This is a genomic window from Camelimonas lactis (assembly GCF_004342915.1).
GTDB classification, from domain to species: domain Bacteria; phylum Pseudomonadota; class Alphaproteobacteria; order Rhizobiales; family Beijerinckiaceae; genus Camelimonas; species Camelimonas lactis.
The window spans coordinates 81,756-96,442 of the sequence record NZ_SLWL01000005.1 but is presented as its reverse complement, the minus strand read 5'-3'; the positions used below and the strand labels follow the sequence as shown (position 1 = coordinate 96,442).

The 14,687-nt window shown below is 67.1% G+C and carries 8 protein-coding genes, 1 tRNA gene and 1 pseudogene; 5 read left to right on the top strand and 5 right to left on the bottom strand.

The features are described from left to right. The first annotated feature begins 86 nt into the window (after positions 1-86). Positions 87-935: an NUDIX hydrolase gene (locus EV666_RS07775; RefSeq protein WP_165909930.1), complete on the top strand. Its 849-nt coding sequence runs from the start codon at positions 87-89 to the stop codon at positions 933-935. 1,781 nt (positions 936-2,716) lie between these two features. Here the strand turns inward: EV666_RS07775 and EV666_RS18870 are convergent. The 4 genes and pseudogenes from EV666_RS18870 to EV666_RS07755 all read right to left on the bottom strand — a co-directional run. Further along, a pseudogene (locus EV666_RS18870) lies at positions 2,717-3,758 on the bottom strand (DEAD/DEAH box helicase); the annotation flags it as partial. 356 nt (positions 3,759-4,114) lie between these two features. Further along, positions 4,115-6,193 (bottom strand): DNA topoisomerase IV subunit B, encoded by a 2,079-nt coding sequence (gene parE, locus EV666_RS07765; protein ID WP_132005648.1) that lies wholly within the window; start codon positions 6,191-6,193, stop codon positions 4,115-4,117. A 363-nt stretch (positions 6,194-6,556) separates the two neighbouring features. Beyond that, entirely contained in the window at positions 6,557-7,969 is a 1,413-nt protein-coding gene (gene glnA / locus EV666_RS07760; RefSeq protein WP_132005974.1) for a type I glutamate--ammonia ligase, read from the bottom strand. 102 nt (positions 7,970-8,071) lie between these two features. Then, entirely contained in the window at positions 8,072-8,410 is a 339-nt protein-coding gene (locus tag EV666_RS07755) for a P-II family nitrogen regulator (RefSeq protein ID WP_132005645.1), read from the bottom strand. 367 nt (positions 8,411-8,777) lie between these two features. Between EV666_RS07755 and EV666_RS07750 the strand changes: the two genes are divergently transcribed. Then, a complete protein-coding gene (locus EV666_RS07750; protein WP_132005643.1) occupies positions 8,778-10,310 on the top strand; it encodes an NAD(P)H-hydrate dehydratase in 1,533 nt (510 codons plus the stop codon). Positions 10,311-10,649: 339 nt separating this feature from the next. Next, entirely contained in the window at positions 10,650-10,973 is a 324-nt protein-coding gene (locus tag EV666_RS07745) for a hypothetical protein (protein WP_132005640.1), read from the top strand. A gap of 128 nt (positions 10,974-11,101) precedes the next feature. Here the strand turns inward: EV666_RS07745 and EV666_RS07740 are convergent, their stop codons facing one another. Further along, positions 11,102-12,514 (bottom strand): multicopper oxidase family protein, encoded by a 1,413-nt coding sequence (locus tag EV666_RS07740; RefSeq protein WP_165909929.1) that lies wholly within the window; start codon positions 12,512-12,514, stop codon positions 11,102-11,104. Positions 12,515-12,803: 289 nt separating this feature from the next. On the opposite strand from EV666_RS07740, the gene EV666_RS07735 reads away from it, so the two are divergent. Both EV666_RS07735 and tig read left to right on the top strand, forming a co-directional pair. Next, a tRNA-Leu gene (locus EV666_RS07735) sits at positions 12,804-12,888 on the top strand. Between the two features lie 62 nt (positions 12,889-12,950). Further along, positions 12,951-14,312: a trigger factor gene (tig, locus tag EV666_RS07730; protein ID WP_132005634.1), complete on the top strand. Its 1,362-nt coding sequence runs from the start codon at positions 12,951-12,953 to the stop codon at positions 14,310-14,312. The last annotated feature ends 375 nt before the right edge of the window (positions 14,313-14,687 follow it).

The window sequence follows — 14,687 nt, the reverse complement described above, 5'->3', positions numbered from 1 at the left end:
CAGCCATGCGGGGAAAGCGCGGGCTGACCGACTTTCATGCCGGCCGTACCGTTGCGTACTGGCGCAAAACCGGCAATCCTCGCGCCATGACGACATCAACCTCACCCAACACATCTCATGACGCGGCGCTGCTGAAGACGCTGGAAGGCGGCGGTCCCTCGCGGTTTCGCAAGGCCGCGACCGTGGTGCTGCTGCGCGATCGAACCGATGGCGTTGAAGCCTTCATGGTCGTGCGCCATCACCAGATCGATTTTGCCTCTGGCGCCCTGGTTTTCCCGGGCGGCAGTCTGGACAAGGCCGACGAGGCTATCGCCGCCAACGCGGATTTGTGCGCGCCCTGCGGCGTCAGCGACGTGGAGCTGCTGGCCTTCCGCATCGCCGCGATCCGCGAGGCGTTTGAGGAGTGCGGCGTGCTGCTGGCGCGCCGCCCTGGCGCGGCCAACCTGCTGCCGGCGGCTGAACTGGCGCCGATCGAGCAAAAATGGCGCGCCGGCCTCAACGACGGCTCGCTCTCCTTCCTCGACCTGCTGACGCAGGAAGGGCTGGTGTTGGCCACCGACGCCATGATCCCCTATGCGCACTGGATCACGCCGGAAGGCATGCCCAAGCGTTTTGACACCTGGTTCTTCCTGGCCGTGGCGCCCGATGACCAGCTTGCCCTGCACGATGGGCACGAGGCCGTGGACTCGGTGTGGCTCACCGCCCAGGAGGCGCTGGATGGCGCGGCCTCGGGCAAGTACACGGTGATCTTCCCGACCGAGCGCAACCTGTTCAAGATGGCGCAGTTCCGCAGCGCTGACGAGGCCTTCGCCGCAACCCGCGCCGACAATATCGTGACAGTGCTGCCGGTGCTGAAGAAATCCGACGAAGGCGTGCACCTGCACATACCGGAAGAGGCCGGATATGGCGGCTCCCGGTTCAAGGTGAAGGCCTGAGCGGGCTATATGTAAACTGACGCCTGAGTGTGGCGCCCGCAGATACTGCGGGCGTTGCCATTTGGACGGGGCGTGGACGTCAGGACGTCACGGACTTTGTCCATCAGCAACCCGGATCTGGCCGCCGTGGCCCTGATCCGGGATGGCCCCGCCAGCGCGCCGACAGGGCCGGGGCGTTTTCGGCGAGAACCACTTCCCGAAAAATGCGCCCTCACTTCAATCCAGCTGATTGTCTTCCCGAAACGCGGGCCGCTTTTCCCGACGACGCCCAGGGCCTCCGCGGCGTGTTCTTTTGAGCCAGCCCATCTCGCCACAAAAAAACCGCCCGGCGGCGTCGCGGGCGGTTTTCTTTTTTTCTGAGGCGATCTGGCCGGCCGACGCCTGTCAGACATCGGCCTCCTCGCCCGCCGGATTCTCGGCGCTGCGCGTGGACCGGGCGCTGCGCCGGGTGCGGGTGCGGGCGGGGCGGGTTGCCCTGGCGGGCTCCGCATCGGCCGGAGGCTCTGGCGCAGCGGCGACAGGCGTCTCAACCGGAGTGGCTTCGCCGGTCGCCTTCTTGCGCGTACCTGCCTTCTTCGGGGCCGTGGGCTTTGCCACGGCGGCTTTGGCTGCCGGCGATTTGCCGGCGGCGTCCTTGTCAGTCGCAGGCTTTTCAGCAGCAGCCTTCCGGGGCGCACGCTTCCTTGCCGCTGGCTTGCTCTCTTCCGCAGCCGGCGCAGGCTCATCTGCTGCGACGATGGCCGGCGTGGCCTCAGAGCTGACAGCGGCATCCGGCGCCACGGCAGCGGCCGCCTTCCGGCTGCGCGAACGCGCGGGTTTGGCGGGAGCAGCTCTGGTTTCCGCCGCCGTAGCCGGAGGCTCATCAGCGGTTTTGCGCGCCGCGCGCTTGCGTTTGGGCTTTTCAGCGGCGGCTTCAGTTGCCCCGGCATTGTCCGGCGCCGCCCCTGTCACGGCTGCAGCGTCAGCAGCGACTTCAGAAGTCGGGGTGTCCACAGGCGCGGCAATGACCTCCGGCGCCGCCGGCGTCTCCGCTGCCGCGGTGATCGCGGTGGCCTGGTCCGTACCAGCCGCGGTCCCGGTGACGGCCTCCGGCGCCGCATTCTCGCGGCGTCCACGACGCCGGCGATCACGTTTTCGGCGCTCGCCGCGTTCGGGGTTGGTCTCCGGGCCGCCGTCCTGAACGCGCGCGTCCTCACGCGCGGCGGCCGTCACGACTGGCGCTTCATTGACAGGCGTAATGGCGACGGGGGTCACAGGACCGGCGTCACGCCGTGCTTCAGCAGCCTGGGTTTCGGGCTGCTTGCCGGCGCGGCGTTTTGGCGTGGCCTTCACCAGCATGAAAGCGGGCGTGTGCTCGCCGAAGCCGGGCGGCGATGGCTCGTCGCGCTCCTGACGGCCGCGTCCACGCCGGTCGTCCCGCTGGCCGTTGCGCCCGCCGTTACGCGCATCATGACGTGGCTCGCCGCGCTGATCACGCCGGCTATCCTGACGCGGCTCGTGAGGCCGGGCTTCCTGCCGGCGCGGTTCGGCCTGACGTGTCTCTGCCGGACGCGCGGCCTGAGCCTCTTCGGCCTCACCACTCTCCTGACGACGGCCGTCCCGGCCAGGCCGGCCATCCTTGCTGTCCTTGCCCCGGCGGCGATCATGACGGCGATCGCGTGAAGCGCCGTCGTCCTCACTGGCAATGCCTGATTCCTCAAGCGAGGGGCCGAGCCATTCGAAGTCCTTGCCGGTCATGGCGACAATGGCGGCGGCGCTTTTCGAATCGTCGGGCGTGATGATCGTGTAGGCCGTTCCCTTGCGGCCGGCGCGGCCGGTGCGGCCAATGCGGTGGACGTAGTCCTCGGCGTGATGCGGCGTATCGTAGTTGAACACGTGGCTCACATCGGGAATGTCGAGGCCGCGGGCGGCGACGTCGCTGGCCACCAGCAATTGCACGTCGTTGTTGCGGAACCGGTCCAGCGCCTGCATGCGCGAACGCTGGTCCATGTCGCCGTGCAGGGCGACGACGGAAAAGCCGTGTTTCTCCAGTGAGCGCTGCACCACGGCGACGTCACGCTTGCGATTGCAGAAGATGATGCCGTTCTTCAGCTCGTCAGCGTCGCGAATCAGCCGCCGCAGGGTTTTGCGCTTCTGCGACGCCTCGGAGCCGGACGCCACGGCCAGCTGGGTGATCGTGCTGGCGGTGGAGGAGGCGCGGGCCACCTCGACGCGCGCAGGGTTGCTGAGGAAGTTGTCGACGAGGTTCTGGATTTCCGGCGGCATGGTGGCCGAGAAAAACAGGGTCTGACGGGTGAACGGCACCATTTTGCAGATGCGCTCGATATCAGGAATGAACCCCATGTCGAGCATGCGGTCCGCTTCGTCGATGACCAGCACCTCGATGCCGCTGAGCAGCAGCTTGCCGCGTTCGAAGTGGTCGAGCAGACGGCCAGGCGTGGCGATCAGGACGTCAACGCCCCGGGTGATCTTGGCGTCCTGATCGGCAAACGACACGCCGCCGATGAGCAGCGCCACGTTCAGCTTGTGGTGAACGCCATATTTGATGAAGCTTTCCTCGACCTGCGCCGCAAGCTCGCGCGTCGGCTCCAGGATGAGGGTGCGCGGCATGCGCGCGCGGGCCCGGCCGGTTTCCAGCAGGGTGAGCATGGGCAGCGTGAAGGCCGCGGTTTTGCCCGTGCCGGTCTGGGCGATGCCGAGCACGTCGCGGCGCGCCAGTACATGCGGGATAGCCTCAGCCTGAATGGGCGTCGGCTGCGTGTAGCCGGAGCTTTCAACTGCTTGGAGGACTTTGCCGCTGAGGCCGAGGTCAGAAAATGCCATGGGTCCGTTGAGAACGTCTGCGGGCCGTCAAAATGACAGGCGCGAAAAGGAGATCGCTGGCCGGATGCCAGCAACCCAGGGGGCGCAGCGTCTTGCGGACTATGGTATGAACGCATGTCTTGTCAACGGATATCGCAAAACCGTGGTCCAGATTGGCAATATTCGCGGCGCGCTGGTCACATGAGGCGAACTGCGCGCAACAGTCCGGCGGCGGCCTGGGCCGCCAGCCTGCGAGGCGCGCGCATGTCCGGCGCCGCGCTCACGCCGTCGTCCGGTTTTCTGGTGGCCGGATGCGTCCGCCGCCATGCGGTGAACCCCGGCCGGGCAGGGCGTGGCGCGCCCCAGGCGCCCAGCCGTCAGATGTCGAGCCCCGCCTCATCGGCGAAGGCGGCGCGCTCCTGAATAAAGGCAAAGCGCGCTTCCGGTTTGTTACCCATCAGCCGGTCGATGGCGTCGGACGTCTGGGGACGGCCTTCATCCTCCACCTGCACGCGCAGCAGCGTGCGCCGGGCGGGGTCCATGGTGGTCTCCTTCAGCTGGGCCGCCATCATCTCGCCCAGGCCCTTGAAGCGGCCAACATCCACCTTCTTGCCCTTGAAATCGCGGGTGATGATTTTATCACGCTCTGCTTCATCCCGGGCGTAAAGCGTCTTGTTGCCCGAGGTGATGCGGTAGAGAGGCGGCACGGCCAGATAAAGATGACCGTTGTCGATCAGTTTCGGCATCTGCCGGTAGAAGAACGTGATCAGCAATGACGCGATGTGGGCGCCGTCGACGTCCGCGTCCGTCATGATGATGACCTTGTCGTAACGCAGCTCGCTGTCGCGATATTGCGCGCCGGCGGAGCAGCCCAGCGCCTGCGACAGGTCGGAAAGCTGCTGGTTTGACGCCAGCTTGTCGCGTCCGGCGGAGGCCACGTTGAGGATCTTGCCGCGCAGGGGCAGCACCGCCTGGGTGCGCCGGTCGCGCGCCTGCTTGGCGCTGCCGCCCGCCGAATCGCCCTCGACGATGAACAGTTCGGAGCCAGCCGCCCCGGCCAGGGTGCAGTCCGCGAGCTTTCCTGGCAGGCGCAGGCGCCGGGTGGCGCTCTTGCGGGCAACCTCCTTTTCCTGCCGGCGCCGCATGCGCTCTTCGGAGCGTTCGATGGTCCATTCCAGCAGGCGCAACGCCTGCTGCGGCGCCGCCGCCAGCCAGTGATCGAAGGCGTCGCGCACGGCGCTCTCGACGATGCGCACCGCCTCGCTGGTCGCGAGCTTGTCCTTGGTCTGGCCCTGAAATTCGGGCTCGCGCACGAATACCGAGAGCAGGGCGGCGCAGGTGGCCATGATGTCGTCGGCGGTGAGGTGGGCGGCGCGCTTCTGCTGGCCAATGCGCTCGGCGTGCTCGCGCAGGCCGCGCAACAGCGCCATGCGCAGGCCCTGTTCGTGCGTGCCGCCCTCGGGGGTCGGGATGGTGTTGCAGTAGGAGTGGATGAAGCCGTCCTGGTCGGCCAGCCAGGACACGGCCCACTCGACGGAGCCGTGGCCGCCGTCCTTCTCGATCTTGCCGGAGAAGATCTGGTCCGCCACCTGGGACGCGCCGTCGATTTCCCGCGCCAGATAATCCTTCAGACCGCCGGGAAAGCGGAAAATCGCTTCGGAAGGCACATGCTCCACGCCTTCCAGCAGCGCCGGCGCGCATTTCCAGCGCACCTCGACGCCGCCGAACAGATAGGCCTTGGAGCGCGCCATCTTGAACAGCCGGCGCGGGCTGAACTGGACGTCGGGGCCGAAAATCTCCGGATCCGGATGGAAACGGACGGTCGTGCCGCGCCGGTTCTGGACTCGGCCCACGGTGACCAGCTCCGTCTGGGGCAGGCCGCGGCTGTAGGTCTGGCGATAGAGCGTCTGCCCGCGCGCCACCTCGATCTCCAGCACGTCCGACAGGGCGTTCACCACCGAAACACCGACGCCGTGCAGGCCGCCGGAGGTTTCGTAAACCTTGGAATCGAATTTGCCGCCGGCGTGCAGGGTGGTGAGAATCACCTCCAGCGCCGATTTGCCGGGGAACTTGGGGTGCGGATCAACCGGAATGCCGCGGCCGTTGTCGATGACCCTGATGAAGCCGCCTGCCTCCAGCTCCACCTCGATGAACGATGCGTGGCCGGCGACGGCTTCGTCCATGGCGTTGTCGATCACCTCGGCGAACAGGTGGTGCAGCGCCTTTTCGTCCGTGCCGCCAATGTACATGCCGGGGCGGCGGCGAACGGGCTCCAGCCCTTCGAGAACTTCAATGGCCGCAGCGGTGTAACCGGCTTCGTCCGGGGTTCCCGTTTTGATCGATTGCGCCAGCTTCGCCGCCTGGGCTTCCAGCCGCGCGCTCCTGCCCGCGCCTTTGCCGCCAGCCGGTTTGCGGGCCAGCGCGCCGCCGCCGAAAAGATCATCCCTGTCCGACATATATCTGATCTGATCCCGATTCGTTCTCACATGAATATGCCAGCTTTTCGCCAGATGACGAAAGCAGCGATGACCGGCTTCCGCCGGAACTCACCAGGACCCTGACCGGTCCAGCGCAATAACATGGTGGAAAGCGTGCTCCGGCGGGAGCGCCGGAGATCGGGGAAACATAGCACGCCTGCGGGGCGGGGCCAAAACGCCAGATGATGCGCCAGAAGACGTGATTGGCCGGCGCCCGCCGGGCCGGACCCGTCGTGCGCCTCCACAGCGGCTGGAACTGGGCTTCTGGCGCTCCGGAAATGCGGAAAGGCCGGGACGGGCCCGGCCTTTCCGTTCGCGACGCCCTGGGGTCACCCCTGGGGATCAGCAGGAATAGTACATCTCGAATTCGACCGGATGCGGGGTCATTTCGAAGCGCATCACCTCGGCCATCTTCAGCTCGATGAAGCTGTCGATGAAGTCCTGGGTGAAGACGTCGCCGGCCTTGAGGAAGGCGTTGTCCTTGCGCAGGGAGTCGAGGGCCTCGCGCAGCGAACCGCAGACGGTCGGGATCTTCTTCAGCTCGCGCGGGGGCAGGTCGTAGAGGTCCTTGTCCATCGCCGGGCCGGGGTCGATCTTGTTGATGATGCCGTCCAGACCAGCCATCAGCAGGGCCGAGAACGCCAGATAGGGATTGGCGGTCGGGTCGGGGAAGCGGACCTCGACGCGCTTGGCCTTCGGGTTGTTGGTCCACGGAATACGGCAGGAGGCCGAGCGGTTGCGGGCGGAGTAGGCCAGCAGCACGGGCGCCTCATAGCCGGGGACCAGACGCTTGTAGGAGTTGGTCGACGGGTTGGTGAAGGCGTTCAGGGCCTTGGCGTGCTTGATGACGCCGCCAATGAACCACAGGCATTCCTGGCTGAGATCGGCGTATTTGTTGCCGGAGAACACCGGCTTGCCGTCCTTCCAGATCGACAGGTGAACGTGCATGCCCGAGCCATTGTCGCCAAACACCGGCTTCGGCATGAAGGTCGCGGTCTTGCCGTAGCTGTTGGCGACGTTGTGGATGCAGTACTTGTAGATCTGCATCTCGTCGCCGGTCAGCGTCAGCGTGTTGAACTTGGTGCCAAGTTCGTGCTGGGCCGAGGCGACCTCATGGTGGTGCTTCTCGACAGTCACGCCCATCGACTGCATGGCGGCGAGCATCTCGCCGCGCATGTCCTGGCAGCTGTCCAGCGGCGGCACGGGGAAGTAGCCGCCCTTGGTGGGGATGCGGTGACCCATGTTGCCGCCTTCATACTCCCGGTCGCCGTTGGTCGGCAGTTCCGAGGAGTCGAGCTTGAAGCCGGTGTTGTACGGGTCAGCCTTGAAGCGGACGTCGTCGAAGACGAAGAACTCGGCTTCCGGGCCGATGAACACGGTGTCGCCAATGCCCGTGGAGGCGAGGAACGCCTCGGCCTTGCGGGCGATGCCGCGCGGATCGCGGCTGTAGGATTCGCCGGTGCCAGGCTCAAGCACGTCACAGACGATCGACAGGGTCGGAGCGGCGAAGAAGGGATCAAGCTGGGCCGTGGAGGGGTCGGGCATCAGCACCATGTCCGACTCATTGATCGCCTTCCAGCCGGCGATCGAGGAGCCGTCGAACATGGTGCCGTCGGCGAACATGTCCTCATCGACCATCGACACGTCGAAGGTCACGTGCTGCCACTTGCCGCGCGGATCCGTAAAGCGGAAGTCGACATACTTGATGTCCTCTTCCTTGATGGTCTTGAGCACATCCTGAGCGCTCTTCGTCATCATGAGTCCCCTATCCTGCAACTGGAGCGACAGACCCGTTCGGGGTCCGCGCGGTAAAATGCAAAACCCGTCGCCACTGCCGGCGTCAGGCGAATTCTGGCGTCAGACGGCGTCCGCCCCGGTTTCGCCGGTGCGGATGCGAATGGCTTCCTCGATGGTCGAAACGAAAATCTTGCCGTCGCCGATGCGACCAGTCTGGGCGGCGTTGCGGATCGCTTCCACGGCGCGCTCGACCTGGTCGTCGTTCAGCACGATCTCAATCTTCACCTTGGGAAGAAAATCGACCACGTATTCGGCGCCGCGATAGAGTTCCGTGTGACCCTTCTGCCGGCCGAACCCCTTGGCTTCGATAACGGTGATGCCCTGCAGGCCAATGTCCTGCAGCGCTTCCTTCACCTCGTCGAGCTTGAAGGGCTTGATGATCGCTTCGATCTTCTTCATGAGGCTCGCTCCTTGGCGCCGGGTCCGGGCTGCAAAACTGGCCGTGTCTGACTTCCCGGGCTTTATGCCTTGGCCGGCGTCCGATTGAAACGGACATGTTGCCCTGCTTCAGTCCCGGGCGCCGCTTTCGTGAGCGTTTTGCGCCTAAAAAATAGTCAATACGGCAAGGGCGGCGGCCTCGGGCAGCCTGATGACGCCGATAGCGTCGCTGAAACGCCATTTTGACGCATCTGGCCCCTTTTTGGGCGGTTTTTTCCGCCGTCGCTGCCCCCTGCCGGTGCTTTTCTGGCGAAACACTGCGCGGAGGCGCGCGTTTGCGCAAGGCATGGAGCGTATGATGCGGGCAGATTCGCACCGGGAGAGGTCAATGGCCAGCCAGTCGGGAGAGCATCTGCTGCGGGCGGCGCAGATGGCGGAGGCGGACAGGATCACCATCGCCAGCGGGGTTCCCGGCCACGAGCTGATGGCGCGGGCCGGAAGCGGCGTGGCGGCGGCGGCGCGGCGCATGGCGGCGCCCGGGGCGCGGATTCTCGTGATCTGTGGAACAGGCAACAATGGCGGCGACGGCTATGTGGCGGCGCGGCTGTTGCAGGCGGAAGGGCGCGACGTCGCCGTGATGGCGCCGCTGGGGCCAGCGACAACCGCCGACGCTGGCCGGGCGGCCGCCGACTGGGCGCATGGGCGTGGGGCGGCCGTGGCCATCGACGCCGATGTCGCCGGTTATGACCTGGTGATCGACGCATTGTTCGGCGCCGGCCTCAACCGGCCGCTGGACGGCGCGGCGCTGGACCTGGCGCGGCGTCTCAACGCCAGCGGGCGTCCGGTGCTGGCGGTGGACGTTCCGAGCGGGCTGAACGCCGACAGCGGCCAGGCGATGGCGGCCAGCGTGCGCGCCGCCGCCACGGTGACCTTCGCCGCCCGCAAGCCGGGGCAGCTGTTGCTGCCCGGCCGGCTGCTGTGCGGCGACGTGACCTGCGTCGATATTGGCATTGCGCCGGAGACCATTGCCCGCGTGGCAGGGGGAATTTTCCGTAATTCGCCGGATCTCTGGCAGGCCAGCTTCCCGGCGCCGTCGCTGGAGGCGCACAAATACCGGCGCGGCCACGTGCTGTGTGGTTCCGGCGGCCCGCTGTCGACGGGCGCCATCCGGCTCGCCGCCCGCAGCGCCCTGCGCGTCGGCGCCGGCCTGGCGACGGTCGCGGCGGGGCTCGACGCATGCCGGGCGCATGCGGCGCATCTTACGGCGATCATGATCCGCGAGGCGGAAGGCGCTGGCGATTTTGCCCGGTTGCTGGACGACGCCCGTTTCAACGCAGTGATCCTCGGCCCGGCCGGCGGCGTGGGGCCGGAACTGGCGGCGCGGGTGGAGGCGGCGGCGCGGCGGGGGCGGGCGCTGGTCATGGACGCTGACGCCATCAGCAGTTTCGCTGGCGCGCCGGAGCGTCTGGCGGCGGTCATCGCGGCGGGAGAGGGCGCGCCGGTGGTCATGACGCCGCATGATGGCGAGTTCGCCCGGTTGTTTGGCGACGTGGCCGGGGTAATGGACGTTGGCGCGAAATATGAGCGGGCCGTGGCCGCGGCGCGCATGACCGGCGCCATTGTCGTGCTCAAGGGCGCCGATACGGTCATCGCCGCGCCGGACGGGCGGGCGGCCATCAATGACAATGCGCCGCCGTGGCTGGGCACCGCCGGCTCCGGCGATGTGCTCTCCGGGCTGGTTGGCGGTTTGCTGGCCCAGGGCATGCCAGGCTTCGAGGCGGCGGCGGCGGCGGTGTGGATTCATGGCGCGGCGGCGCAGGCGTTCGGGCCAGGGCTGATTTCCGAGGATTTGCCAGAGCAGGTTCCCGCCGTGCTGCGGCGGCTGCTGCGACAGGGGGCCCAGGCCGGCGCGGCGCGCTGACGCGCGCCCTGATGTGTGCTCGCGCACATCAGGGACAGCGCCTTCGCGCCAGCGATGGCTTCGCCGGAAATGGGCGCCTGCCTTCGATTTTGCCGGCTGGCGGCGCTGGCGGTCGGCGACGCGACAGCGTGACGGGTTTATAGGGGCAGAGCACAGGAGCGTGGCCTGGGCTGGCCGTCAGCCCGGTTTTGGCGTTATTCTGTCGCCACATTGATTGAGTTGAACACGGCGGTTGGGTTCCGCCGGCCGTGCTGGCGCGCCGGGATGATCCGGTGATTGCCTGTCCGCAGGCCTTGCAAAATGGCGCGTGGCGGGCGGTGCGGCGTTCAGGAGCTGGGTATGTCCATGTCCATATATATTCGCAGGCTGTCCGCGGCCGCGGCGGCGGTTGGCGCTCTGGCGCTGGCTCCGGCGGCGTTCGCGCAGCAGCTTCCGGCCACCCCCGACTGGGAGGCGCCGGCTGACGTCAAGCCGCCGGCAAAGACCAGGGGCGGAGCCAAAGCCGCCAGCCGGCCAGCCGGCGGCCTCAATGCGCCCATGCGCAAGATCGAGCGCGACGACATCGACATGACCGGCGTCGGGCGGGAAGTGCGCAACTTCGGCTCCGGCGTGCGGCCAATGATGAACAGCACCGGCGGCATGGGGGTCGGCGGCGGCTTTTGAGGCGCTTTCCAGGCGCGGCGCAGGCGAAGCGCGCCGGCCAGCCCGGAGGCGGGGAAACGATGTTCCGCGAAAGGCCGGCCGCGCGCCGGCCTTTTGTTTTGTTGGGGGAGCGGGGCGGGGCGGTCAGGTCAGGTGACCTCAAACCAGGCCGCCATGCCGCCGTCGAGCCGCTCGGCGATGGACGCGCCAATGAGCCATTTGCCCCGCTCACCGGCGACGAACGCCACCCGTGACGTCTGGTTGGCGGGTATGGCGATGACGTCGAGCCAGTATGGCTCCCAACCGTCATCCAGATTGTGCAGGCGCCGCACGTGATGGCCGTGGATGTGCAGCACCTGCATCCAGGGCGTGGCGTTCTTCAGCTCCAGCGTCACCGGACGCCCCGAACGGACGCTGAACGCCGGCTTTTTCGCGGCGTCGGGCCAGGAGAGGCCGTTGACGGTCCAGATGCGCGCCGGATCCGTGAAGCGCGCGGCGGTTTCGGGGGCGCCGGGCGTGGCGCCGCCGGCGATAACCAGGGCGGCGCGAACCGAATCCTGCAGCCGGATCGCGGCCGGCAGATCGCTGGCGGGCAGGGCGGTGATGGGGGGCGCGGCGTTTGCGGGCGGCGCATCCGTCGCCGCCACCACCAGCAGGGGGGCGCCCACATCGCCAAGCCGCGCCTGCAACGCGCCCCCGGCGCCTGGCTGCGCCGGAGCCTCGACAATCAGGTCGTAGCGCCCGCCCGGCAGCAGGGTCAGGCTGTCGCGGGCTGGCGTGAACACGGCCGAGGGCCGGCCGTCGACGCCGATGACATGCGCGGCAAGTCCGCTGAACTCCAGGGCGAAGGTGCGCGCGTTGGCCGCGTTCAGCAGGCGCAGGCGCAGGCGGGAGCCAGGCGCGACGTTTACCCGCTGCGGCGGGGCGGCGCCATTCAGTGTCAGCCAGTTGCCGAGGCGGCCGGCGCCGGCGCGGGCGGCGATCGTGCCGAAATCCGGCCGGAGTTGCGCGTCTTCGGTCAACGCCCAGTCATCCAGCGTCAGCAGAATGTCTTTCGCCACCGCCGGGGGTTCGGGTTCATCGACGATCAGGGCGCCGTGGAGGCCGCTTCCGGTCTGTCGGCCAACGGCGCCGATGCGCATCGGCCGGTACCAGAACAGGCCGGCGTGGCGGGCCGTGAAGCCGGACGCGCGCGTTTCCCCGGGCGCGATGGCGGGGCCAGTGAGGCCGTCGACGCCATCCAGGGCGTTGGGCGCGCCCGCGCCATGCCAGTGCAACGACAGCGGCTCATCGAGGCCGTTTGTAAGCTCGAGGGAAAGCGACTCGCCCTGACGCGCCCTGAGCAGCGGGCCGGGGATGCGGTCATTAAAGGCGAGGGTCGCTGTTTCAGCCGCCGGTTCGGGCTTCAGCCGCAGTTTGCCCGGCGCGGCGCGCAGGCGGACCGCCGCCCTTGCCTTGGGCTGTCCTTCCCGATCGGCCTTTTTCTCCCGCTCTTCTTTCTCCTGCTCTTCCCTGGCGCCTGCTGGCGCGGGGAGCATCAGGACGGTCGCGGCGAAACCCATGAAAAACAGTCGGCGACCGGGATTCGGCGGGCGTGGTTCGAAAGGGTGGGACATCCTGCGGCCTGCCTGTGCTGGTTCAGAATTTGAAACAAACGCATAATCTCAAAAAAGGCCGCCTTGCAGAACCTGAAGTGGTTCACAGGGCGCTTTATGTGGATTAGAGATCGGGCATCCGGCGTCAGGCTGTCTGTAGCCCGGCGGCAGGGTATTTTTTTGGTGCGTTATCCGCAACGCGTGATATAGAGCCGCGACCTCGGCCTTAGAGGGCGGCCTTTCAGGCGTGTCGCGGGCGGGCGTGGCGGAACTGGTAGACGCGCTGGATTTAGGTTCCAGTGAGTAACCTCGTGGGGGTTCGAGTCCCTCCGCCCGCACCATGTGCTTTCAACCCAGCAGGCCGGAATCCGATTCACGGGCGACAGGACAGCAGAGTTTCAATATGCAGGCGACCCAAACCAACTCCGAAGGACTGAAGCGCGAATTCAAGGTGGTCGTGCCCGCTTCCGAGCTCGAAACCCGGCTTGTCAACGAGCTGAACGCGCTGAAGGACAAGGTCCGCATCAACGGCTTTCGTCCGGGCAAGGTGCCGATGACGCACATGCGTCGCACCTACGGTCGCCAGGTCATGGTTGACATCGTGCAGAACGCCGTCAACGAGGCCAACCAGCAGATCGTTTCCGAGAACAACCTGCGCCTCGCCATGGAGCCGAAGGTCAATCTGCCGGAAGCGCGCGAGGATGTGGACGCGGTCATCGACGCGAAGGCCGACCTGTCCTACACCGTGGCGCTCGAAATCCTGCCGACCTTTGAAATCGCCGACGTTTCCGGCGTCGAGCTGGAGCGTGAGGTCGCCGAGGTGACCGACGCCGAGCTGGACGACGCGCTGACCCGCATGGCGAAGCAGAACCGCACCTTCACCGCCCGCGCCGAAGGCGAGGCGGCCGGGGACGGCGACCGCGTCACCATCAATTTCGTCGGCAAGATCGACGGCGAGGCTTTCCCCGGCGGTTCGGGCGACGACGTGCCGGTGGAGATCGGCTCGGGCTCGTTCATTCCGGGCTTTGAAGAGCAGCTGGTTGGCGTCAAGGCCGGCGACGAGAAGGTCGTCACCGCGACGTTCCCCGAGGACTACCAGGCGGCGCATCTGGCCGGCAAGACGGCTGAATTCGACGTCAAGGTCATCTCGGTCGAGGCTGGCGGCGAGGCCCTGGTCAATGACGAACTGGGCAAGTCGTTCGGCATGGACGATCTGGAGGCCCTGCGCAACGCCCTGCGCGAGCGCATTGGCGTTGACTTCCAGGCCCAGTCGCGCCGCAAGGTGAAGCGCAAGCTGCTCGACGCGCTCGACAAGCTGTACAGCTTCGAACTGCCGCCGACCCTGGTTCAGCAGGAGTTCGACGGCGTGTGGCAGGGCGTGACCGCCGAGATGGCGCAGGCCAACCGCAGCTTCGAGGATGAGGGCACCACCGAAGACGCCGCCCGTGAGGAATACCGGGGCATCGCCGAGCGTCGCGTGCGCCTCGGTCTGGTGCTGGCGGAAATCGGCGACAAGGCCGAGATCAAGATCACCGAGGACGAACTGACCCGCGCGCTCATCGACCGCGCCCGCCAGTTCCCTGGCCAGGAAAAGATGGTGTGGGACTTCTACCAGAAGAACCCGCAGGCGCTGGCTGAGCTGCGCGCGCCGATCTTCGAGGAGAAGGTCGTTGATCACCTGTTGGGTCAGGCCAAGGTTGTGGACAAGACCGTCAGCAAGGAAGAGCTGTTCAAGGAAGACGAAGAAGACGCCGACAAGGCCTGATTCCCTGTCGCGCGGCCGGCCGGTCGCGCCAGACGATCCGGCGGCCAGGGGCTTTCCCTGGCCGTTTTTCGTTGGAATACAGCATGCTGGCGGCATTGGCGTCGCCAGCTGACTGGACGTGGCCGGGCCCGTCTCTTGCGGTGACGGCGGCCAGCGCATAACTGCGGAAGACGCCGCCCGCAGCCGGACGGCTGACCGTTTGAAAAGGCCGGCAGGGCTTGCCTCCGCCACAATGGCGGGGAAAAGTCATCATCCAGATTCTGGCGTTGGCTCGGGGTGATTCCCGGGCCCGCGTATTCCCCAGGCCGGGGCCGTCCCCCCAGGGCCTGGTCGCCCCCAAAGCCAGGGTTTTCTGGCGCCGTTCCGTCGGCGCCA